Origin of the sequence: Parvimonas parva (genome assembly GCF_016552165.1) — a bacterium.
Taxonomy (GTDB): Bacteria; Bacillota; Clostridia; order Tissierellales; family Peptoniphilaceae; genus Parvimonas; species Parvimonas parva.
Genome location: NZ_JACVDA010000023.1, coordinates 1 through 24564 on the forward strand (window position 1 = coordinate 1; position 24564 = coordinate 24564).

The window sequence follows — 24564 nt, forward strand, 5'->3', positions numbered from 1 at the left end:
ACCTATGCAAACTTTAAATTGGCTCTCACCTATTGAAAAACGTAAAGAATTATTAGAATTAAAGGAGAATTAATTCTAACATACAGGTTATGTTTTTTTATAATTTTTGGTCTCACATCATTTACAAATGTACATAAATTTATTTTTTAATCATTTTCATTTTCTTTTTCTTCAGTAGGTTCCTTTTTAGTACCTACTTTAACAACTTGTTTTTTAGGTTTATAGTAATCGCTATTTAGTAAAACAGCCTCTCCGTTTCCTCTTTTTATATATGATGACCCTCTATATCCATTAAATCCTTTTTCAACGATTACTTTTTCTCCTTCGGGAAGTTCCGGATCTTCAATTTCTTCTATTGGCATTGGAATTGTTGATACTCCAGATGTAAATAATGAAATTTTATAATTTTTCTTATCTGTATCTCCAAAAATTTTAAAAGTTAAACTCCCGTTTGAAACATAACTTTTTATAATTATAGGAAAATCAAAATTATTTTTAAATTTTAAATCACTAGAACCGGCATAATACATCGCGTCCAATCCAATAGTACAGTAAGCAACTCTCATAGAGTGTTGATTTCTTTCTACTATTTTTAAATCTGATTTTACTAAAGCTTGATATAATGTAGAACTAACCTGACAAATACCTCCACCTATCGAATCTACTACCTTATCATTAACAAAGGTACCTGCAGGTTTATATCCAGTACTACTAGAAACTTCTCCCAAAACATTTGCGAATGAAAAGGTCTCTCCAGGATTTACTACAAACTCGTTCATTTTATTTGCTGCAATTTTTATATTTGTATTTCTATTAGGTTGGTAATCAAATTTTGTAGTAGCTTCACCAATAACTCCTTTTATAGAAGATACTAAATTTCTATCCAGTTTTTTATATTCAGTAACGGAAACAGGTATTTCTAAATTAAATTTTACAGGAATAGCTTTAAAATTATTTATTATTTTTTCTGTTTCAACTTTAATTCCTAATTTTCCATCAATTACTGATGCTTTTTCTTTTGAAAAATCAATCTTTTCATCAACGGGTTCTGAATTTAATTTTTCAGAAACTTCTTTTATTATTTCATTTAATTTTTCAAGATTATAACTAGATTTTACTTCAAAATTTTTAGGATTAGCTAATAAATTTTTTAAAGTTTCTATTCTTTCTTCAGCATTACCACTTCTTCCCAGCTTGAATGCTTCATTTACTAAATTTTCATAATCGTATGAAAATTCTATATCTTTAGGGATAAAATTTTTTACATAATCATTATACTTGAATGTAAATTTATCTTCTACTTGTAAATTCTCTTTAATTTTGTTTATAGCTTCTTCTTTTGTTAAATCTTTTAAATCAATATTATTAATTGAAATACCTTCATAAAACTTATCATAAGATAAAATCTCTTCTTTTGTTAATGATTTTGTATTTCCACTAGCATTTCTTAAAGGATATCTATTTATGTAAAAGTAAATAGATACTCCTGCCACAATAAGCAATATTCCGAATATAATAAATATTTTTAAATATTTTTTCATAAAATCTCCCGGCCTATAAATTTTTGAAATATAAGCATTCAGAATTTATCATACAATTTTCACAATCTGGCTTTCTAGATTTACATAATCTTCTGCCATGAAAAATAAATAAATGATGCGCCTTATTCCAAGTAGATTTTTTTAATTTTTTCATAAGTGATAATTCAGTATCTAAAACATTATCTTCATTTACTATCCCAATCCTATTAGTTACTCTAAAAACATGTGTATCAACTGCAAGAGATGGAATATTAAAAGCACAAGACCTAACAACATTTGCTGTTTTTCTTCCAACACCTGGTAAAGTTGTTAAATCTTCCATATTTGTTGGAACTTCTGAGTTATATTTTTCCACCAAGATTTTACAAGTTTCTAAAATATTTTTACTTTTTGAATTATAAAAACCACAACTGTGTATATATTTTGATAAACCGTCTATATCTAGAGTTAAAAATTCCTTAGGAGTTTTAAAATCTTTAAATAATTTTTCAGTAACTTTATTTACTCTAACATCAGTACATTGAGCTGATAGTATGGTTGCTATTAACAGTTCAAAACTATTAGAAAAATTAAGTTCCGGTTTTGCATCCGGATACAATGTTTCAAGTTTTTTCATTACAATATTTATCTTATCTTTTGATAAAGATTTCAAATAATCACCTGCTTTGTTTTATTATATCATATTTTAAAAAATTTTTAATAAAAAAAGTAAAAATTTTTTAAATTGATTTTATATATCTAAATATTTTTTATCATAAAAAATATTTAATACATTCATTAGAGCTATTTTTGTTTGATAAAAACTAAGCCCACCTTGATAATATACATTAAAAGGTTCTCTTAGTGGGCCATCAGCACTTAATTCTATACTTGAACCATCTATAAAGCTACCTGAAGCCATAATAATTTTATCAGAATAACCCGGCATATCCCAAGGATAAGGTATAACATGACTATCTACACAACAAAACTCTTGTATTGCTCTACAAAAGTCTATAACTTTATTTTCATCTTTTAAAGTTATTACTTGGATAATATCACTTCTATCTTCATTAAATTTAGGTATTATTTCATATCCTAATTTTTCAAAAACATAAGCTAAGAGTTTAGCACTTTTTACTGCCTCTAAAACTATATGAGGAGCAAAGTATAAGCCTTGAACAATGGCTCTAGTAGTTCCAAAACTAACACCTACATGCTTTCCAAGACCTGGAGAAGTTAGTCTATTTGAAATAGAATCTATAATTTCTGTTGAATTTGATACAACATATCCCCCATTTAAAGTAATTCCTGCGCCTAAATTTTTTAACAATGAGCCAACAACTATATCTGCCCCAACTTCTATTGGTTCTTTCTTTTCAACGAATTCGCAGTAACAATTATCTATCATTATTAATATATTTGGATATTTTTCTTTTATTTTTTCTATTGCAAACTCTAATTCACTAATAGAAATACATCTTCTACTACTATATCCAGCAGACCTTTGAATAGCCAACAATTTTGTATTTTCATTTATTTTTGATAATACAGTTTCTATATCAATTTTATTATCTACCAAATCAACTTTATTATATTTTATTCCATAGTCTAAAAGTGTTCCTTTTTCTTCTCCAGAAATACCTATAACTTTTAGAAGTGTATCATAAGGAGTTCCGGTTATATAAATAAACTCATCATTAGGTAATAAAGTACCTTGCAAAGCTAAAGCTATTGCATGAGTGCCACAAGTGATTTCTTGTCTAACAATAGCATCTTTAGCTTTAAAAATATCGCAATAAATTCTTTCTAGCTTTTCTCTGCCAAAATCACCGTAACCATATCCTGTTGTCCACGAAAAATCAGTAGCAGATAATTTTTGCTTTTTAAAAGCATTTAAAACTTTTAGCTGATTATATTCTTCAATCTCTTTTAAATTTTCAAAATCTTTTTCTATATCTTTAACACAATTATTTACAAATTCAATGATTTCAGAGTTAAAGCTAAAATCAGTATCTAAATATTTTTCCAATTTATAAATCTCCTTCTGATAAAAACTTACTTATCAATTCTTTTGAATTACTTAAAACATAATCATATCCATTTTCTACATCAATCCAATTTATATTTTCATTTTTATTAAACCAAGTGAATTGCCTTTTTGCATATTTTCTGGAATTTTGTTTTATATTTTCAATACATTCTTCAATGGTGATTTCATTTTTTAAGTAAGGAATAAACTCTCTATATCCTATTGCAGTAAATGGTTGAGAATTTTCTCCATATTTTTTATATAATTCTGTAACTTCTTCTACTAAACCATTATCAATCATTATATCAACACGAGAATTTATTCTATTATATAATATTTTTCTGTCTAAAGTTAAACCGATTACTAATGAATCATATTTTTTGGTATTATTTTCGTAGTCATTACATTGTTTAGAAAATTCTTTTTTTGTATTCAAACAGACTTCTATTGCCCTAATTACTCTTTTTACATTGTTTTTATGAATTTTTTCTTTACAAGAATAGTCTAAGTATAACAACAAATCGTAAAGTAAATCTTTACCGTTTTTTTCATAAAATTCAACTATTTTATCTCTTAGTTCAGTTGATTGTTCGGAATCTGTAAATTTTAAATCATATATAATAGAATTTACATAAAGTCCTGTTCCACCAACAAATATTGGAACATTTTTATTTGAATATATTTTTCCAATACATTCTTCAGCCATATTTTTATATTCAGAAACATTAAAATTTTGATTTCCATCTAAAATATCAATCATATAATGATTAATTCCATCAGTTTCTTCATTAGTAACTTTTGCTGTTCCAATATTAAATTCTTTATATATTTGCATAGAATCACAAGAAATAATTTCTCCTGAAAACTCTTTAGCTATATCTACACCTAATTTTGTTTTTCCAACAGATGTTGGCCCAACAATAAATATTAATTTCTTTTTCATATTTAATCCTTAAAAAATAACTTTTCAAAATCTTCTTTAGATATTTTTCTTAATATTTTTTTATCATAGAAATTTATATCTAAATTAATTTTAGAAAGTTGTACTAGTAACTCATTTATTTCAAAATCTGTTAAATTAACATTTATTCTTTTTTTACAAATCATTTTATACAAAGAATTTTCAAAAGCATCGTTATTTTTTAACAATATTTCATTAAACATTGCTCTTATATCTTCTTTATCTAAATTATTATTTAACAAATTAGGCATTGTTCTTATTGCAATAGAATCTTCATCAAAAATATCAGCCTCTATACCTAAATCATCTAAATTAGTCTTTATATCATTAAACACATTCATTTCATACTCATTTAATTCTAAAATTATAGGAAATAGAAGTATTTGTTTTGTTACAGTATGGTTATTGTATTCATTCAATAAATTTTCATATAATATCCTGTATTTTGCATTTAAAATATCCAAAATTATTAATTCATCTTTATCTGATAATAAAATATATTTTGAAAAAATCGTTCCTAATAAATTATAATCTAGAATATTTTTTGCTGTATTTTCTTTTTGGTCTAACTGTATTTGAGTTAAAATAGGATCTATTTCTACTTTTTCTTCTTCTATGATATAATTTTCTATATTATCATCTTCATTTATAGTTTGTATGTCATCTTGATTAACTTTGAACAAATCATCGTAAGAAAATTTATTTATAATATTTTTTACACTATAATCCTCATCGTAAATTATCGTTTCAACAACATCTTCATATGTTGAATTATCATTTTTAGTATTTTTTTCTTCATTATATAAAATTTTTTCTTTTTGTTCTTCCTTAGAAGAAATAAAATCACTTGTAGTATTTTCTATCACTATATCAGTAATATTATTATTTAATAAATTCAATAATTTATCTTCAAAAACAAATTTTATTTTTCGTTTATTAGGGTGAACATTTATATCTATTAAATTTGGATTGACTTCAATAAATATTATAAATGCTGGAAATTTTCCCTTCGGTATTAAAGAAGAAATAGATTTTTCAATTATATTTCTTATTTTTTCATCAAAAATATATCTTCCATTTACAAATAAAAATTGTGAACTTCTAGTACCTTTATAAAAATGATTATTTGAAATATATCCATAAATTTTGTAATCTGAATCATTAATATCAATAGGAATCAAATTTTTATAAAGTTCATCTTTAAAGATATACTTTATATTGTCTTTTAATGTGTTTTTTTCATTAGTTTCAAAAACAACTTTAGAATCTTTAATATATTTAAAAGATATTTTTTGATTTGCAAGTGCAAAAGAATACATTAAAGTTGTTATTATTGAATTTTCATAAGCATCAGATTTTAAAAACTTTTTTCTAATTGGAACATTATAAAATAAATCTCTAATATAAATTGTAGTTCCTAGATTCATTCCAATTTTATTTTTTCTAATGATTTTATTATTTTCAAGATAACAATGTATTCCAAATTCACTATTTTTTGTTCTAGTATTTATATCTACCTTAGAAACAGCAGAAATACTGGCTAACGCTTCTCCTCTAAAGCCATAAGAAAGAATTGAATATATATCTTCAAAATTATTCAATTTAGAAGTTGCGTGTTTTGTAAAAGCAAGTTCTATATCATCTTCCTCTATGCCACAGCCATTATCAGAAATCATAATTTCTTTTTTTCCAGCATTTTTAATTTCAACTTTAATGAAAGTAGCTCCGGAATCTATTGAATTTTCAACTAACTCTTTTATTACAGAGTATGGATTTTCTACAACCTCACCGGCTGCAATTTTTTGAATTGTATCTTCTGATAATAATTTTATAGACATATAAATCTCCTAACTAATTTTCATCTTTTTTAGCCATATTTATTAAATCATTTAATATTCCAAAAGCTTCTATCGGGCTTATCTTTTCTATATTTATATTACTCAAATTAGTAATTATAGTATTATTTACTTTAGAAGTGGTTTCATTTGATGATTTAAGAATATCTTTTTCTATTTCAACTTCTTTCTTTTCAATATTATCTAAAATATTTTTTGAACGATTTATAACATCAATAGGTAGTCCTGCAAGTTTTGCAACTTCAATACCATAACTTTTATTCGCTCCCCCATTCATTATTTTTCTTAAAAAGACTATATCATCATTTTCTTTATCTTCAATAACTTCTATATGCTTATTTTTTATATCCGAAAAAATATTTTCTAAGTCAATTAATTCGTGATAATGCGTAGCAAATAATGTTTTAGATTTTATATTTTTTGAAATGTATTCAACAATGGCCCAAGCTAAACTCAATCCATCAAAAGTAGAAGTTCCCCTACCAACTTCATCAAGGATAAGTAAGCTATTTTTAGTTGCATATCTTAAAATATTATTAACTTCTTTCATTTCTACCATAAATGTACTTTCACCTTTATATAGATTATCTGATGCCCCTATACGAGTAAATATTTTATCTACAATAGAAATATTTGCACTACTTGCAGGCACGAATGAACCTATCTGAGCAAGTATAACTATGAGAGCGACTTGTCTAATATAAGTAGATTTGCCACTCATATTTGGACCTGTTATAATTTGAATCAAATTATCTTTTTGTCCTATATTCGTATCATTTGGAATAAATTCATTTATCGAACTTAAAAAGCTTTCTATAACAGGGTGTCTTCCATCTTTTATATCTAATATTCCTTCGTTGTTCAATGTTGGTTTGCAATAATTATTTTTAAATGCAACAACAGATAAAGAAAAAATAGAATCTATAAAAGAAATCATATCCGATAATTTTTGTAGCCTTTTTATATTCAATTTTATAGTATTTCTTATAGCGACAAATAATTCATATTCCTTTTCTACAACATCGCCTTCTGAACCGAAAATCATATTTTCTATAATAGTAAGTTCATTTGTTTTATATCTATTTGCATTAGTTAAAGTTTGCTTTAATTCAAAATAATCTGGAACTAGATTTTGATAAGATTTAGTAACTTCAAAAAAATAACCTGTTTTTTTATTAAATACTAGTCTTAAATTTTTTATACCAGTAATATTTCTTTGTTCTACTTCATATTGAATTAATCTTTCTTTTCCAACAATCTTATTATTTCTAATTAAATCTAATTCTTCATCATATCCTACTTTAATAAGATTACCATCTTTTATTAGAATTCCAACATCTTCAAGTATTGATGAATCTATGAGATTATAAATATCTTTAGTTTCCGGAATATTTGAAACAATATTTGAAAATAAAGTATTACTATTTAAAAATAAATTTTTCATTTTTGGAATACTAGATAAAGAATTTTTTAGATGAATTAAATCTCTACCATTACAATTTCCAAAAGAAATTTTTGAATTAATTCTTTCAATATCTGAAATATTACTCAACAATTCTTCTAATTCATTTCTAAAATTAGAATTTAAAACCAATTCTTCAACTAAAGATTGTCTTCTAACTATTTTATCAATTTCAAGAAGAGGTTGGTCTAACCACTTATTTAATAATCTAAATCCCATAGGAGTTTTTGTATAGTTTATAACAGAAAGTAAAGAACCTTTAATATCATTACTGAAATTATTTTTCTTTAATTCTAAATTAATCCTTGAATTTGCATCTATTCTTAAATAATCACTTAATTCATATATGTTTACATTTTTAAAATCATTTAATTTTACATTGAATCTACATACATAACTATAAAAATTATCTATTGAAAAGAGTAAAATCTTATTATTTAGATTATCTAAGTAAAATTGTTCATTATTTTCCTTCAAAGATTTAAAATTATGGTCAATATCTACTTTAGTATAAATAATTCTCAAATTTTTAAATAATTTAATAACACTTTTTTCTAAAGATTTTAATATATTTGAATTTATTATAATTTCAGAAGGATTTGTACGAATTACTTCTTCTTCTAATACACTAATTAAATTATCTCTATTCATTTCAAAAATATTAGTGCAAAATATTTCACTTGTAGAAATATCAGAATATGTAATACTTAAATTCGTAGAATCCATATACACACTCATAATATAATTATTTTTATTAGTAGCTAATTCATCAAATTCATCAATAGTTCCCGGAGTAACTAATTTAATAACTTCTCTTTTTACAATTCCTTTTGCAAGTTTAGGGTCTTGAACTTGTTCACATATAGCAACTTTAAAACCTTGAGAAACTAATTTATATAAATATTGATTTACTACATGATGTGGAATTCCACACATTGGTGCTCTTTCTCCACCACCACAATCTCTTTTTGTTAGTGCTAAATCTAATATTTTTGAAACAATTTTCGCATCATCAAAAAACATTTCATAAAAATCACCTAATCTATAAAAAATAATGCAATCACTATAATTAGACTTAACTTCTAAATATTGTTTCATCATTGGTGTAAAATTACTCATATTAACTCCTTATTAAAGCATTTCTCCTTCAAGTGCAAATGAATTATGTCCAGTTATTTTAATATTTACCAGCTGTCCAATATTTCTTGAACCACCTTTAAAATGTACTAATTTATATCCTCTAGTTCTTCCTGTTAAAATTTCAGGATTATTTTTACTAGGACCTTCAACAAGCACTTCGAGAGTTTGTCCTAAGCACTCTTTATTTTTTTCATAAAATATTTTATACATTGAGTCAACTAATCTTTGGAATCTTTCTTGTTTTACATCATGAGGTATTTGGTCTTGCATTTCAGCAGCTTTTGTACCTTTTCTTATAGAATATAAGAAAGTAAAACCTTGGTCATATCCAACTTCTTCAACTAAACTTAAAGTATCTTGAAAATCTTCTTCTGTTTCTCCTGGGAATCCAACAATTATATCTGTTGAAAGTGTAATATTTGGTACTTTTTCTTTAAGTTTTCTAATAAGTTCTAGATAATGTTCTCTTGTATAAATTCTATGCATATTTTTTAATATTCTATTACTACCTGATTGGAAAGGTAGATGAATATTTTCGCATACTTTATCTAAATTTGCTATTGCATCGATTAGCTCATCTGAACAATCTTTAGGATGACTTGTTAAAAATCTTATTCTTTCTATCCCTTCAATTTCATTAACCATCTTTAACAATTCTGGGAAAGTAACTCTTGGTCTTAAAGTTTTTCCATAAGAGTTAACATTTTGTCCTAATAAAGTTATTTCTTTATATCCTTTTTTTGCCAATTCTTTTATTTCATTAATTATACTTTCCGGAGTTCTACTAATTTCTTTTCCTCTGGCATAAGGAACTATGCAGAAAGTACAATAGTTATTACAACCGGTCATTATATTTACATAAGCAATAAATGGATGCTCTCTGTTTATTGGAGTTTCATCATCTATAATATCTTCTTCCTCTATGTCAACAATAACTTCTCCAGTACTTCTGTGTCTTGCAACAAGGGATGGGAGCCTTGAAATGTTTTTAGTTCCAAAAATTATATCAACATGTTTATATTTTGAAATTATAGTTGCTCTTGCATCTCCTGTTTGCATCATACAACCACAAACAGCTATAATCATTTCTGGTTTCTTTCTTTTTAAATTTTTCAATGCTCCTAGTTGTCCGTAAACTTTAAGTTCTGCATTTTCTCTAACTAAACATGTATTATAAATTATAAAATCTGATTTTTCAATATCATTTTCTTTTGTATAACCTAAAGATTCTAACAGATAAGCTATTTTTTCTGAATCGTGATGATTCATTTGACAACCATAAGTTATAATTGTATATTTTTTATTCAAAAATTTCACCTCTATTTATATTTATTTTTTAAGGCATATTGGATTTTTCTTTCGTGTTCTTTTTCGAGCATACTATCTCTTTTATCATAATTTTTCTTACCACGAGCAAGTGCTATATCCAATTTTATCCATCCGTTTTTTAGATGAATATTTAAAGGAATTAATGCATATCCCTTTTCTTTTGTTTGCCCAATAAGTTTATTTATTTCTTTTTTATTTAAAAGTAGTTTTCTTTCTCTTGTAGGTTCTAAATTAAATATATTTCCATGGTCATAAGGAGTGATATTCATACCCATAATAAAAATTTCTCCATTTTTTATTTGACAATAGCTTTCTTTAATTGAAACTTTTCCTTGCCTAATACTTTTAACTTCAGTTCCTGCAAGAGAAATTCCGACTTCATAAGTATTTTCTATAAAATAATCATGTCTTGCTTTTTTATTATTTGCTATTATTTTTATACTAGTTTTATCTCTCATAATATCACCTATTCAAATAAAAGTCTATTTCATTAGTTAATTCGTTAACTTTTGCAACAACGACTTCTACATTCATACCTATATCAAAAATATTATTTCCTCTTTTGCCAACAGCAGTCAAACTTTCTTCATCAAATATATAATAATCATCAGTCATATCTTCATATCTAATAAGTCCTTCTACTGTATTTTCTAATTGAACAAAAAGTCCAAAAGAAGTAACAGAAACAATAATACCTTCAAATACTTTTCCTACTTTGTTTTTCATAAATTCAACTTTTTTAATATCTTCAAGTTTTCTTTCAGCATCAACAGATAATACTTCAGTATCATTTATATGATTTGCTGTTATATTTAAGTAGCTCAAATAATTTTTAGGTAAATCATTATCGGAATGTAAATAATTTTTTAAACTTCTATGAACAGTTAAATCAGCATATCTTCTTATAGGAGAAGTAAAATGACAATATAAAAATGTTGATAAACCAAAATGTATATCAATATTTGAAGAATATTGTGCTTTACTCATAGACCTCAAAATAGAATAATTTACAAAACTTGATTTATTAGTATCTTTAAATTGTTCAACTAATTCACTTAAATATTTAGAAGAAATCATATCTATAGGTTTCATTTCTATATTTAAACGTTTAAAATAATTTCTTAATGTTTCTAATTTTTCTTCAGTCGGCTTTGAATGAATTCTATATATTATAGGAATATCAAAATCTGCGAAATACTTTCCAACTACTTCATTTGTACATATCATAAATGATTCTATTATTCTATTTGCTATACCTAGTTCTTTTTTAGATATATTTTTAACACTTCCATCTTTATTAAAAGTTATTGCAACTTCCGGGAAATTAAAGTCTATCGTTCCTCTATTTTTTCTCTTAGTTGTTAAGATATCATCTAATTCTTGCATAATTAACAATTTTTCTTTTAATATTTCATCGGAATAAAAATGCTTTTTACCTTCTAAAAAATTAGTTACATCATCATAAACTAATCTATAATTACTGTTTATAACGGATTCATAAAATTTATATTCTTTAACATTTCCATTTTTAGCTATAACCATTTTTACAGTCATAGCTAATCTATCAGTATTAGGATTTAATGAGCATAATCCATTTGATAATATTTCGGGTAACATAGGCACAACAAAATCAAATAAATATACACTATTTCCCCTCTTGTACGCCTCTTTATCTATTTTACTATCTTTTTTTACATAATAAGATACATCTGCTATGTGAACATATAGTATATAATCATTTCCTTTTTTATCAATAGAAATTGCATCATCAAAATCTTTGGAATCTGCTCCATCAATGGTTACAGTAAATAAATCTCTAAAATCAACTCTGTTTTTTATTTCCTTTTTTATATCAAGCTGTGAAATTTCTTCAAGCTCTTTATTTATTTTATTTGAAAATTTATAAGGAATTTCCATATCTTTAAGCAAAGATATTATTTGAACATTCTTATCTTCTTTGTTTCCAAGAACTTCAATTATAACTCCTTCAGGATTTCTTCTTTTATCTGGAAATTCAATTAATTTACAAACAACTTTATCATTAGTTTTAGCACCATTTTTATCACCTTTTTTGATAAAAACATCATAATTACATTTATTATCATCAGGAACTACAAATCCAAAATTTTTATTTTCAGTAAAAGTACCAACAATTAAATTTGAATTTCTATTTAATACATTAACAACTCTACCTTCAGCTTTTGATTTCAAACTTTTTTCTTTTATAATTTCTATTTCAACTTCATCATTATGGTTAGCATTATTTAATTCATTTTTAGGAATAAAAATATCCTCCATACCTTCTGAAATAAAAAAGGCATTACCTTTTGGAGTAAAAGTTACTTTACCTTTTAAAGTTTTCATTTTTTCATAAATATTGTATTTATTATCATTTATTGATAAGATTTTACTTTCAACAAGAGAATCTAATATTTTGAAAAATTTCTTTAAATCATTAAACGGAATATCTAAAGCAACTGCTAGTTCTTTATTTGTTAATGGAATATAATTTTCTTTTTTTATAAAATTTAATATTTTTCTTTTAAAATTCATTAAAACTTCCTCCTATATAAAAGTATAATCTATAATCACAAGATATAAATATCTTGTAAATTTTTTTGAAATTTGTTATATAATAAGCCCCTCATCTTTCCACGATGCTCTACATTCTATGTATATCTGAGAACCTTGTTATTTCATAATAAAAAAATATAAGGCAATACCTTATATTTAATTATTATAAATATTAAGCAAAACTATAAGCCGTGTTCTGTATTTGACAATCATCTATCTAGACAAATTGTTACCAATTTGTTCAAGCAATCTACCTATGGACGTAGCGAGCAACTACAAAAGTCCAATCTTGATCTTGCACCGAATGGGGTTTACATAGCCACATAGTCTCCTATATGCTGGTAAGCTCTTACCTCACCTTTCCACCCTTACCATAAAAATGGCGGTATATCTCTGTTGCACTAGCCTTAGGGTCGCCCCCACTGGACGTTATCCAGCATCCTGCTCTGTGGTGCACGGACTTTCCTCGTGAAAATTCACGCGATTGTCTGTCTTACTTAATTAAATTAAAATATATTTCTTTTAAATATATTATTTTCATAAATTAATATTTTAAAATCACAATTTTCTTTCATTAAGAAATTTTTTAATGAAAATAATCCAAAAATCTCTGATTCATAGTGTCCTAAATCAATTATATTAAGATTATTCTCCAATGCAAATTGGATATCGTGATATTTAAAATCAGCACTGATTAATAAATCAATATTTTTATTAATAGCATCTTTTATTGAAAAAGCTCCTGAACCACCTAATACTGCAATTTTAGAAATGTGTTTATCGATATCTCCAAAATATATTATAGGATTTTCAAAATTATTTTTCAACTTAGAAATATAATCTATAAACTTTTGATTTTCAATAATTCCTACTATACCATAACCTGCCGAGTTTTTATAATTAATAAAAATTTCTTGATTATTTAAAAAACATTTATCTGCTAAAAATTTACTAATTCCATTTTGGTGTAAATCTAAAGGAGTATGTATAGATATTACATTGATACTATTTTTTATCAATAATTCTAATTTTTTGTAACTACCGGATTTCGCCTCTAAATTTTTAATTTTTTCAAAAAACAATGGATGATGAGTTAAAATACAATTTATATTATTTTCTATTGCATAATTAATGGAATTTACTGAAATATCCATAGCTAATAATATCCCTGTCAGTTCATCTTCTAAATTTCCAATTTGAAAACCAGAGTTGTCCCAATCTTCTTGTAAATCAAATGAATATTCTCTATCCAATAATTCAATCAAATCTTTTATTTTAAAATTCACTTAAGATACCTCTAATTTCATCAATTAAATCATTTAGTTCTAATATTCTCTCATTATCTTTGCTTTCAATATTTATTTTTTCTAAAATGCTTTCATATTTTTTTATTTCATTTTCTAAAAATAATTTCAAATTTTCAGATTTATTCTTTATAAGTAATTTTCCATATAAATATTCGTATTCATTTTTATAGAAATCTTTACCTCTTTTTACCTTCAAAATTTGGTAATATTTTTGATTTTCAAAAACATCTTTTTCTTTTTCTATAAAAAAATTATTTTCATATAAAAATTTTCTTAAAACATCTAAAGAATTATTTGGAGATAAAATTAAATAGTTGGCACTTTTAGCAATATTTAAGTTTCTTTCTAAAATTTCTTTAATTAGAATTCCACCCATACCGGATATAATTATAGTATCAACTTCAAATTCATCTAAACAGTCTAAGCCGTCTGATACTCTGGTTTCAATATTTGTTATATTATCATTTAATATCAATTTCTTTTCTAATTTTTCTAAAGAATTTTTACTAATATCTGTTGCGATTATTTTTTTTGATATGCAATTTTTTGATAGCATCATAGGAATTATACCATGGTCAGTCCCTATATCTGCAACAATTGAATTTTTATCAACTAAATTGCAAATCTCATTTAACCTTAAACTAATCATAATTCTATTCCAAAAAGTCTTTTAATTTTTGACTTCTACTAGGGTGTTTTAATTTTCTAAGAGCTTTAGCTTCGATTTGTCTAATTCTTTCTCTAGTAACTTCAAATTCTTTACCTACTTCTTCTAAAGTTCTAGGAGTTCCATCATTAAGACCAAATCTAAGTTCTAAAACTTTCTTTTCTCTTTCTGAAAGCGTACTTAAAACTTGATTTAATTGTTCCTTTAACATTGAAAAATTAGCCGCTTCATCTGGAGCTATAGCTGTTTCATCTTCAATGAAATCTCCTAAATGGCTATCATCTTCTTCACCGATAGGAGTTTCTAAACTTACAGGTTCTTGAGCAATTTTCCTAATTTCATTTACTTTATCAACTTCAATTCCCATATGTTCAGAAATTTCTTCATTAGTTGGTTCCCTACCTAACTCTTGAACTAATTGTCTTTCAATTCTAACTAATTTGTTTATAGTTTCAACCATATGAACAGGAATTCTTATAGTTCTAGCTTGGTCTGCTATTGACCTAGTAATAGCTTGTCTTATCCACCAAGTAGCATAAGTACTAAACTTAAAGCCTCTTCTGAAATCAAATTTTTCAACAGCTTTCATAAGACCCATATTACCTTCTTGTATTAAGTCCAAAAATTGCATTCCTCTACCAACATATCTTTTAGCTATACTAACTACAAGTCTTAAATTCGTTTCAGCAAGTTTTTTCTTAGCCTCAACACTTCCAGATTCCATATCTTCAGCCAAAATTCTTTCTTCATCAGCACTAAGTAGTGGAATTTTCCCTATTTCTTTTAAATACATTTTTACGGGGTCATCAATGTTAAAACCTTTTAAATCAGAAAAATCCTCTAATTTTATTTCTTCATCTTCATTATCTTCTTTTTCATCTTCTAAATCTATTAAATCATCATCAATTTCAATATCTTCTAAATTTTCAGATTCATCAATAAATTCAATTTGATTTTCAGCTAATTTAGATTTTATCTCTTCAATATCATCAATATCTACCAAATTAAATAAATCTAAAGATTCAAGATACTTATTATTAACAAAACCATTATGTTCATTAGCATATTTTGTAAGTTCTTCTATAATTAAAATTTTTACTTCATCATATTCAATATCATTCAATTTATTATCCACGATGAGCCCCTTTCTCCATACTCTTAAGATTCCTATTTAATTCCATTAATTTTTCAATGTTGAAATTCAAATTGGAAACTACGTCATTATTATTTTTGTCCATTTCTCTTAGTTTCTCAATATTTTTGGTAACTCTTCTAATTTCAAAATTTATAATAGATATATTTAATAATTTAACATAATCTAAAGTTGATAGATTAATTTTTTCTTTATAACATTTTATTATATAATCTACAATCTTTAACTTTTCTACACTATTTTTAAATTTATCAATTAGCATGGACGGAATAGTTATAGTATTATTTTTCGCATTATTTTCAACATAAGAAAAAATATCATATAAATTGGAATATTTAGACATTTCTCCTAATTTAGGAAGAATATTTGAAATATTCTCTTCACACTTCATTAATAATATAATACCCATTATTAAAACTTTTTTGTCAGAGTTTAATAACAAATTTTCACTTTTATAATCTATTTGAAACTCTTTATTCTCTTCAGTTTCTTTATAATTTTCTTCTTTTTTATCAAATTTATTAAAATCTTCTTTTAGTGAGTTTACATCTAAACCAAAATCACTTGAAATTTTATTTATATATAAATCTCTTAATATATTTGTATCTATTTTAGTTAAAAAACTTAAAACATTTTCATAAAAAATTGTATTTTCTGTTATAGAATTGGTATTTTTTTTGTTTTTTTTCAAATTTTCATAATTAAAACCATTAATATCATACGGACTTTCTAAAAGTTTATTAAATCCATCAAGTCCATATTTTTTTATATAATCATCCGGGTCTAATTTATCTGGAAGAACTATAATATTTGGTTTAATTGAAATTTCATTAAAAACGGAATTAGTTTTATTAGTTGCCTTTATTCCTGCATTATCTCCATCATAACACAAATATACATTCTCTCTTGAATACCTTTTTACTAACCTTGCTTGATTTTCGGTAAATGCAGTTCCAAGTCCTGCAACAACATAATTTATTCCACTTTGATATAAAGAAATAACGTCCATATATCCTTCAACAATTAATATTTTATCTCTAATATTATTTTCTACAATTTTATCAATAGCATAGACATTATCTCCTTTTTTAAAAATAACACTTTCTGGTGAATTAAGATATTTTGCATTGTCATTTACAATAGTTCTTCCACCAAAACCTATTATTTTTTTATCCTTATTTAAAATAGGAAACATAATTCTATTTCTAAATCTATCAATATAATCGCCGGTTTTAATTTTTATTATAAGTCCAAGTTCTTCGGCAATTTTTATATCAAAGTTTTTTGCTTTTAATTCATTATATAGAGATTTCCAATTTTCATCAGCATAACCAATCAAAAAAATATTAATTGATTTAGGATTAATTCCTCTTTTAGCTAAATATTGTTTTGGAACAGAATTTTCTAACATTTTTCTATAATAAAATTTTGCAACAAATTCATTAATCTCATAATACTTATCAAAGTTTTTTTTATTAAATGAATCAAAATTATTTTCATACTCTAATTCTATGCCAAATTTTTCGGCTAATTTTTTTAATGTAGTAACATAATCTAAAGATTCTAATTCCATTAAAAATGAAATACTATCTCCATGTTTACCACAACCAAAACAATGAAATGTATTAGTTTGCGGATAAAGAAAAAAAGAAGGAGTCTTTTCATGATGAAAAGGACAATTTCCCATATAATATCTTCCACTTTTTTTAACAGGCAAATAATCACTTACAACAGAAACAATATCTGATTTTTCTTTAATTTCTTCAATTTTTTCTTTCTTTATATAAGCCATATCAATCACCTTAAGTTAAAACTATTTAATTTATAAATATTAAAATTTAAACATAAAGCGTTAAGCATTATGCCGAGAATCCTAGAATAATTAACTTCAAAATTGATTGAATCAAAATTTTCAAAGGATTCTAAATTATATAGAAAATAAATATAATTATACTCATATTTATTTAGTATGTAATTGTATTTATAATTAAAAATTGAGTTATAATTTATAACCAATTCAGATATATCAAAATTAAATTTTTCAAAATTTTTTATATTTTCAAATAATATATGATAACCATTAAACGCTAAATACTTAATTGAAAAATATGTTAAAATTATTTTGTAATCTACTTTTTCTACATTCAATATATCCTTAATTAAATTATAAACTTCTAAATTTTTTAATTCTTGAATATTAGTTTTTAAAATTATTTCTGTAAGAATATTCAAAAATAAAATGTGTTCTTTCGATTTAAAAGATACAAATTCTACCATTTCATATTCATTACAGTAAAAAAATTCATTTCCATATGTTAAATTAAAATTGTAATTAGAATACATAGATAAATACATTTCGGTATTTTTACTATAAATAGAAATAAGTCCAAATTTATCTGTATAAACTCTAAATATTTTTCCTTTATTTAAATAAGTATTTTCTGAAATAATAAAACCATTTACATTATTATAAATATTATTTTTTAAAATATCCAAATTCTTTCACCTTGAATGACTTATTTCTCCAGTCGTCGTCTATTTTAACAAATAATTTTAAATTAACTTTTGAATCTAAAAATTTTTCAATATCCATTCTAGCAGATTTTCCAATTTTTAAAATCATAGCTCCATTTTTACCTATTACCATTCCTTTATGTGATTTTTTTTCGACACAAATTGTTGCGTCAATATCTATAATAGGTTTATTTTTTCTAATAGAAAATTTTTCAATTAAAATATTTATACCGTGAGGAATTTCATCTCTCAATAAATTAAGTGTCTTTTCCCTAATTATTTCTCCAACAATTTCCCTTTCAGTTTGGTCTGTAATCATATCATCAGAATAATATTTAGGTCCATAAGGTAAAAAAGATTTTATTTCATTTATTAAGTTATAAACATTTGTTCCTTCAGAGGCTGATATAGGGACAATATTATCAAATAATTTCATATCCTCATATTTTGTAATAAGTTTAGATAATTCTTCGGTGTTTAATGTATCTATTTTATTTACAATACAAAGTTTTGGAAGATTTATTTTCTTAAGCATTTCAATTATAGAACTATCTAACTCTCCAATTTCAAAATTAGTATCTACCATATACAAAATCAAATCAACATCTTTAAGAGAGGTTCTTGCTTCTTTTAACATAAACTCTCCTAATTTATTTTTTGGATTTTGTACTCCCGGAGTATCAACAAATATTATTTGAGAATCCAAGGAATTATATATCAATTTTAAATTTGTTCTTGTAGTTTGTGGTTTATTTGAAATAATTGAGATTTTTTCACCGATAATCCTATTTAATAAAGTTGATTTTCCAACATTTGACCTGCCAATAATACTAACAAATCCTGACTTTATACTTTCCATATTATAAATCCTCTGGTCCAAAACTATAAGGTAAAAGTTCAGAAAATTTTATTACCTTATATTCTTCTTTGTTTTTAATTATAATAATTTCACAATCATTTGTACAAAATTCTCTTATAACTTGTCTGCAAACACCACAAGGATAAGTAAAAAAATTTTCTTTTCCAACAACTGCAATTTTTTTTATTTTCTTTTCCCCATTATATATAGCTTTAAATATAGCTACACGTTCTGCGCAAACAGTCGGAGTATATGATGCATTTTCTATGTTACAGCCTCCATATATTTTATCTGAGTCTGTCAACACAGATGCTCCTACTTTAAAATTAGAATAAGGAGTATATGCCATTTTTTGACTATCTAAAGCACATTCTACCAATTTTTCATAAATATTCATTTAATCACCCAACATAATGATTATCTTTGGTACAAATATCAAAAGTCCAACAATTATTGATATAAAAGCTGAAACCAAGACTGCACCAGATGCCATATCTTTAATTATTTTTATATTTACATTATAATCTTTACATAAAAAATCCATAATATTTTCAATAATAGTATTAATAATTTCTAAAGTTAAAACAATAGCTATCATAATTAATATTACAGACAATTCTATATAAGATAATTTAAAAAATAAAGAACAAAGTAATACTAAAGCAGAAAATAATATATGAAATTTAAAATTTCTCTCATTTTTAAATACATAAACTATCCCTTTGAAAGCGCAAACAAAACTTTCTAAAAAATTAGAATTTTTCTTCATCTTTAAAAACTTCCATTAACTTCATGGTTTCTTTTTCTTTACTTCTCATAATTATTTTTTCATTTTCTTCCATATGGTCATATCCTAACAAATGAAATACAGAATGACAAACTAAATATAAAATTTCTCTATCAATACTATGTCCAAATTCTTTTGCCTGTTCAACGGCCTTTTCTGTTGAAATTATAATATCACCTAAAATAAAAGGCATTCCTTCTTCAAAAAATTCAAAATCCATAGGAAAAGACAAAACATCTGTTTCCCTGTCAATATTTCTGAATTCAGAATTTATATTCTTTATTTCCTCATTGGTAACAAAAGAAACAGATACTTCAACATTATCTATTATGTGATTTTCAATATTTAAAGCTGTTTTAATACATTTTTCAATTTTTTCTTTAAGTTCTTCTGAGATAACAAAAAAATCTTGTCTATTATCAAAAAGAATATTCATAGTTATTTTTTCTCCATTAGACTATCTTCATATTTAGTATATGCTTCTATTATCTTCATAACTATACTATGTCTTACAACATCAGAGCTATCAAAATAATTAAAGTTAATACCCTTTATATTTTTCAAAATTTTACTAACTGAAACAAGACCGGAACTTTTTCTCTTTCCTAAATCTATTTGAGTAATATCTCCAGTTATAACAGCTTTAGATTCAAATCCTATTCTTGTTAAAAACATCTTCATTTGTTCATTAGTAGCATTTTGTGCCTCATCAAGAATTATAAAAGCATTATCCAGAGTTCTTCCTCTCATATATGCTAAAGGAGCAACTTCAATAATCCCCTTTTCTTTTAATCTAAGAAAATTATCATATCCCAATATATTATATAAAGCATCATATAAAGGTCTTAAATAAGGGTCTATCTTTTCTTGTAAATCTCCAGGTAAAAATCCTAAATTTTCTCCTGCCTCAACTGCTGGTCTAGTCAAAATTATCTTTGATACCGAATTATTTTTTAATGCTTTTGCAGCCATAGCAATAGCCAAAAAAGTTTTTCCGGTTCCTGCCGGACCAATACCAAAAGTAATTACATTATCCTCTATTGCAGAAATATATTTTCTTTGACCTAATGTTTTTGGTTTTATAGGCTTTAATTTTGAATTTAAACAAATAGTATAGTCTAACCAATCATTTAATATTTCTTTGTTTTCTTCCTTTACTTTCTCAATTACATAAGAAATTTTTTGTTTATCTATACTTTCAGACATACCATCTTTAACTAAAAACTCAATGGTTTTTATACATAATAAAACCATTTTTTCATCTCCGGTAATAGATAAACCAACATCATTATTTTTTATAAATACATCAAATTCTTTAGAAATTAAATCAATATTAGAATCTAAGTTTCCAAATAAATTTTTAATATCATCAATTTCTAAAGTTAAATTTTCAGTAACTTTATTCATTATATCTCCGATTATTTTCTCAATTCACTTCTGTTAGTATCTAAAACAGTAATTAAATCTCTTAATTTTTCTTGAGTTTTTGATAAAACATCATCTACATAAGTATTAGTTTGTATTCTGATAGTTTTAGCATTTTGTTCAGCCTTTAATAAAATTTCATTTGCTTTACTTTCGGCAGCAACAACAACATCACTTTCGTTAATCATCTTTTCATATCTAGCTTCAGCATCAGCTTTAATTCTATAAGATTCATTATTTGCTTGTTCTAAAATTTGGTTAGCATCTTTAGATGCATCGTTTAATATTCTATCTTTTTCTTCTTGAATCCATTCAGCTTGTTTAATTTCTTCCGGAATACTTTCTCTCATTTCTTTTAAAATAAAAAATAACGCCTCAGAATCTACCATAACTTTCTTTGAAAAAGGTAAACTTGAGCTTTCTTCTACTAAATCTTCAATACGGTCAATTAATTCTAAAATTTCCATTATCCATTCCTCCTAAATTTTCTATATAACATATCTAAAACAATTTTATCTACATATAAATCAACATTGCCACCATTTAAAAATACATCTTTAACAACGCTAGAACTAATACACTCATCAGAACTCTCTGAAAACAATAATAATGTTTCTACTCCACAAAGTTCTTTATTAACTTTAGCATTAATCTTTTCAGATTCAAAATCTAAAGAATTTCTAACACCTCTAACTAAAAGATTAACATCATTTTCTTTAACATAATTAGCTAAAAGTCCGTTATAAGTATTTACTCTAACATTTTCATAATTTTTAAATATATTTAAAATAATATCTTTTCTTTCTTCAATAGAAAAAAGATGATTTTTATTTATATTATTTAAAACAACGACATCTACTGATTTAAAAATATCTAGTATTTTTAAAATAATACTCTTATGACCCTTGGTTATAGGGTCAAAACTTCCAGGAAAAACTACTTTCATATTTAGATTTTCCTTTCTAAAAATATTACCTTAGTTTTAGAATATTTTTTTTCTTTTATAATTTCAAAATTTTCTATAACAATATCTTTATCCGTTTCAACAATAATTACAGCATCATCATTTAAAATATTGTTATTCCAAATAAAATCTAATGATTTTTTAATATATTCTTCTTTGTACGGTGGGTCTAAAAATACATAATCGAACTTTAAATTATTATCATAAAAATAATTTAAAGAATCCATATAATCTTTATTTATAATTATTGAATTTTCTAAAAAATTAGCTTTTTCAAGATTTTGTTTTGTGATTTTTAAACTATCCGTAGATAAATCACAAAAATAAACCCTCTCAGCTCCTCTACTTAAAAATTCAATACCCATAGCACCACTACCACAAAATAGGTCTAACACAATTGATTTTGAATCTATATCAAATAGAATATTAAAAATAGATTCTTTTACCTTATCGGTAGTAGGTCTAACATTATAATCTGTAGGAGATAATAAATTCAATCCCCTTTTTTTTCCAGATATTATTCTCATCTTCTCACCTTAATTTCAATATATTTTATTTTTGTAACTAAACAAAAGTAAAATTTTGATTTAAACAAATATATTCACATTGAATTATAACACAAAAAGATTAAATTTTCAACATTTTAATAAAAATTTTTCAAGTCTATGATTGTCAAACATATGTGACAAGAAAACCATCTGGTAGTATTTCTAAAAAGGCATATTTGTCATTTACAAACAATACCTATTTTTTGTCAAGGAGAAAAGCAAAGCGTACCTTGACTGGAATAGGTATTGTTTGTAACATTATGCAGCCTTTTTAAAATAGTTATCAACCATTTCATTTGGCGTCTTAAATCCCAGTACTTTTCTTGCTATATTATTTGTCCTTACACTATATTGTTCAAATGATTTATACATTTCCTTTTCACTTCTAAATCTTCTTTTGCTATAGAACAGTTCATTGTCTATTTTATGGCTTCTTTCAACTACTCCATTTTGCCATGGCGAGTAGGGTCTGGTTCTTATATGTCTTATTCCTAACTGACTTAAAGTATTTTCAAATAATGATTTCTTTTGTTCCCTGTCATTACAAAATTCTCTACCATTATCTGTTTGTACTGTTTTTATCTTAAAACCAAACTCCTTTTCTAATGTTAGTAGCATCTTAGCTGTTTCATATGAACTATGCTCATTTACCAGCTTTAAAACTCGTTTTCGGCTATATAGATCTATTGCTGTTATTTGATAATATCTGTCATAATTGCTTTTAAACCCTATACTTTCTAACGGTACATACTTTACATCTATTTCAACATACTCTCCCGGATATGTCCCTTTTAATGGTTTATATTTGCTTTTTGGATAACTGATTTTCTTCGGTTTTTTATAGCTTTTCAGCTTCTTTATTTGTTTGCACATAGACCCATAGCTACGCTTATATCCGGCATCGATGCATTTTCTATATACTTCTGCTAATCCTTCATGTTTATGATACTGATATTTCTTGCTCAAAAGTTCTATTTCTTTTTCTGTATGCTGATTTGGATGACTATGTGGACGTCTTGACTTATTTGCCAAAGATTCCACTGTTCCATCATATTTTTTTCTCCATCTTTGCACTTGTTGTCTGCTGGTGTGATATCGTCTTGCTGCCTCTGCATTATTATTGTTTTTTATCGCATACTCAACAACTGTCTTGCGAAATTTCATTTCTTCTGTTATAATATTTTTCATAGGAAACCTCTCTCTGGTATTTTTGTTTGTTGTTAAACTTATTATACCAGATGGCTTCCTATTTTTTTGATTTTTTTGTCGCATATGTATTATCTCACAACACAACATTTTAATAAAAATTTTTCAAGCAAAAAATTTATAAAAACATTAAAATTTAACAATATAATCTTTATAAATTTTATTTAAATATTTTTTAAATAAAAATGTACATTTGTAAATGATGTGAGACCAAAAATTATAAAAAAACATAACCTGTATGTTAGAATTAAAGGAGAATT

23 protein-coding genes and 1 other RNA gene are annotated in these 24564 nt (G+C 24.8%); all 24 read right to left on the minus strand.

Annotation, left to right across the window (positions count from 1 at the left end):
* Positions 1–146: 146 nt before the first annotated feature.
* The 24 genes from IBJ83_RS07115 to IBJ83_RS07230 all read right to left on the minus strand — a co-directional run bounded on the left by IBJ83_RS07115 (position 147) and on the right by IBJ83_RS07230 (position 24286).
* Positions 147–1541 carry a VanW family protein gene (locus IBJ83_RS07115; protein ID WP_201275923.1) on the minus strand — a complete coding sequence of 465 codons (1395 nt, stop codon included), beginning with the start codon at positions 1539–1541 and terminating at the stop codon, positions 147–149.
* A gap of 13 nt (positions 1542–1554) precedes the next feature.
* Positions 1555–2157 carry an endonuclease III gene (gene nth / locus IBJ83_RS07120; RefSeq protein WP_068472497.1) on the minus strand — a complete coding sequence of 201 codons (603 nt, stop codon included), beginning with the start codon at positions 2155–2157 and terminating at the stop codon, positions 1555–1557.
* Between the two features lie 114 nt (positions 2158–2271).
* Complete coding sequence (locus tag IBJ83_RS07125) at positions 2272–3552, minus strand: methionine gamma-lyase family protein (RefSeq protein WP_201275924.1); 1281 nt, start codon at positions 3550–3552, stop codon at positions 2272–2274.
* 1 nt (position 3553) lies between these two features.
* Complete coding sequence (miaA, locus tag IBJ83_RS07130) at positions 3554–4495, minus strand: tRNA (adenosine(37)-N6)-dimethylallyltransferase MiaA (RefSeq protein WP_201275925.1); 942 nt, start codon at positions 4493–4495, stop codon at positions 3554–3556.
* Between the two features lie 2 nt (positions 4496–4497).
* Entirely contained in the window at positions 4498–6351 is a 1854-nt protein-coding gene (gene mutL, locus IBJ83_RS07135) for a DNA mismatch repair endonuclease MutL (protein ID WP_201275926.1), read from the minus strand.
* Positions 6352–6364: 13 nt separating this feature from the next.
* Positions 6365–8950 (minus strand): DNA mismatch repair protein MutS, encoded by a 2586-nt coding sequence (gene mutS, locus IBJ83_RS07140; RefSeq protein WP_201275927.1) that lies wholly within the window; start codon positions 8948–8950, stop codon positions 6365–6367.
* 12 nt (positions 8951–8962) lie between these two features.
* On the minus strand, positions 8963–10279 hold the full coding sequence (miaB, locus tag IBJ83_RS07145) for a tRNA (N6-isopentenyl adenosine(37)-C2)-methylthiotransferase MiaB (RefSeq protein WP_201275928.1): 1317 nt from the start codon (positions 10277–10279) through the stop codon (positions 8963–8965).
* Positions 10280–10290: 11 nt separating this feature from the next.
* Positions 10291–10758, minus strand: coding sequence for an SsrA-binding protein SmpB (gene smpB, locus IBJ83_RS07150; protein WP_201275929.1), 468 nt, complete (start codon positions 10756–10758; stop codon positions 10291–10293).
* Positions 10759–10762: 4 nt separating this feature from the next.
* Positions 10763–12853, minus strand: a complete 2091-nt coding sequence (gene rnr / locus IBJ83_RS07155) for a ribonuclease R (RefSeq protein WP_201275930.1) — start codon at positions 12851–12853, stop codon at positions 10763–10765.
* Positions 12854–13043: 190 nt separating this feature from the next.
* An RNA gene (rnpB, locus tag IBJ83_RS07160) (RNase P RNA component class A) lies at positions 13044–13374 on the minus strand.
* Between the two features lie 6 nt (positions 13375–13380).
* Positions 13381–14160 (minus strand): Nif3-like dinuclear metal center hexameric protein, encoded by a 780-nt coding sequence (locus tag IBJ83_RS07165; protein ID WP_068472349.1) that lies wholly within the window; start codon positions 14158–14160, stop codon positions 13381–13383.
* Positions 14150–14830, minus strand: coding sequence for a tRNA (adenine(22)-N(1))-methyltransferase (locus IBJ83_RS07170; protein ID WP_201275931.1), 681 nt, complete (start codon positions 14828–14830; stop codon positions 14150–14152). The genes IBJ83_RS07165 and IBJ83_RS07170 overlap by 11 nt, the downstream gene beginning before the upstream one ends.
* A 4-nt stretch (positions 14831–14834) precedes the next feature.
* Entirely contained in the window at positions 14835–15983 is a 1149-nt protein-coding gene (rpoD, locus tag IBJ83_RS07175; protein WP_068472345.1) for an RNA polymerase sigma factor RpoD, read from the minus strand.
* Positions 15976–17793 (minus strand): DNA primase, encoded by a 1818-nt coding sequence (dnaG, locus tag IBJ83_RS07180; protein ID WP_201275932.1) that lies wholly within the window; start codon positions 17791–17793, stop codon positions 15976–15978. Before dnaG ends, rpoD begins: the two co-directional genes overlap by 8 nt.
* A gap of 5 nt (positions 17794–17798) precedes the next feature.
* Complete coding sequence (locus IBJ83_RS07185; protein WP_201275933.1) at positions 17799–18497, minus strand: DNA recombination protein RecO; 699 nt, start codon at positions 18495–18497, stop codon at positions 17799–17801.
* Positions 18478–19374, minus strand: coding sequence for a GTPase Era (gene era, locus IBJ83_RS07190; protein WP_201275934.1), 897 nt, complete (start codon positions 19372–19374; stop codon positions 18478–18480). The genes IBJ83_RS07185 and era overlap by 20 nt, the downstream gene beginning before the upstream one ends.
* 1 nt (position 19375) lies before the next feature.
* Positions 19376–19771, minus strand: coding sequence for a cytidine deaminase (gene cdd / locus IBJ83_RS07195; protein WP_201275935.1), 396 nt, complete (start codon positions 19769–19771; stop codon positions 19376–19378).
* Entirely contained in the window at positions 19772–20143 is a 372-nt protein-coding gene (locus IBJ83_RS07200; RefSeq protein ID WP_068472335.1) for a diacylglycerol kinase family protein, read from the minus strand.
* Positions 20127–20597 (minus strand): rRNA maturation RNase YbeY, encoded by a 471-nt coding sequence (ybeY, locus tag IBJ83_RS07205; protein WP_068472333.1) that lies wholly within the window; start codon positions 20595–20597, stop codon positions 20127–20129. The genes IBJ83_RS07200 and ybeY overlap by 17 nt, the downstream gene beginning before the upstream one ends.
* Before the next feature lie 2 nt (positions 20598–20599).
* Complete coding sequence (locus tag IBJ83_RS07210; protein WP_068472330.1) at positions 20600–21568, minus strand: PhoH family protein; 969 nt, start codon at positions 21566–21568, stop codon at positions 20600–20602.
* A gap of 11 nt (positions 21569–21579) precedes the next feature.
* Positions 21580–22053 (minus strand): ATPase, encoded by a 474-nt coding sequence (locus IBJ83_RS07215; protein ID WP_068472328.1) that lies wholly within the window; start codon positions 22051–22053, stop codon positions 21580–21582.
* Positions 22053–22532 carry a pantetheine-phosphate adenylyltransferase gene (gene coaD / locus IBJ83_RS07220; RefSeq protein ID WP_201275936.1) on the minus strand — a complete coding sequence of 160 codons (480 nt, stop codon included), beginning with the start codon at positions 22530–22532 and terminating at the stop codon, positions 22053–22055. Before coaD ends, IBJ83_RS07215 begins: the two co-directional genes overlap by 1 nt.
* Positions 22533–22534: 2 nt before the next feature.
* The gene (rsmD, locus tag IBJ83_RS07225; RefSeq protein WP_201275937.1) at positions 22535–23077 is read right to left on the minus strand and encodes a 16S rRNA (guanine(966)-N(2))-methyltransferase RsmD; all 543 of its coding nucleotides are present in this window, start codon (positions 23075–23077) and stop codon (positions 22535–22537) included.
* A 279-nt stretch (positions 23078–23356) separates the two neighbouring features.
* Positions 23357–24286 (minus strand): DDE-type integrase/transposase/recombinase, encoded by a 930-nt coding sequence (locus tag IBJ83_RS07230; RefSeq protein ID WP_201275938.1) that lies wholly within the window; start codon positions 24284–24286, stop codon positions 23357–23359.
* Positions 24287–24564 lie beyond the last annotated feature (278 nt).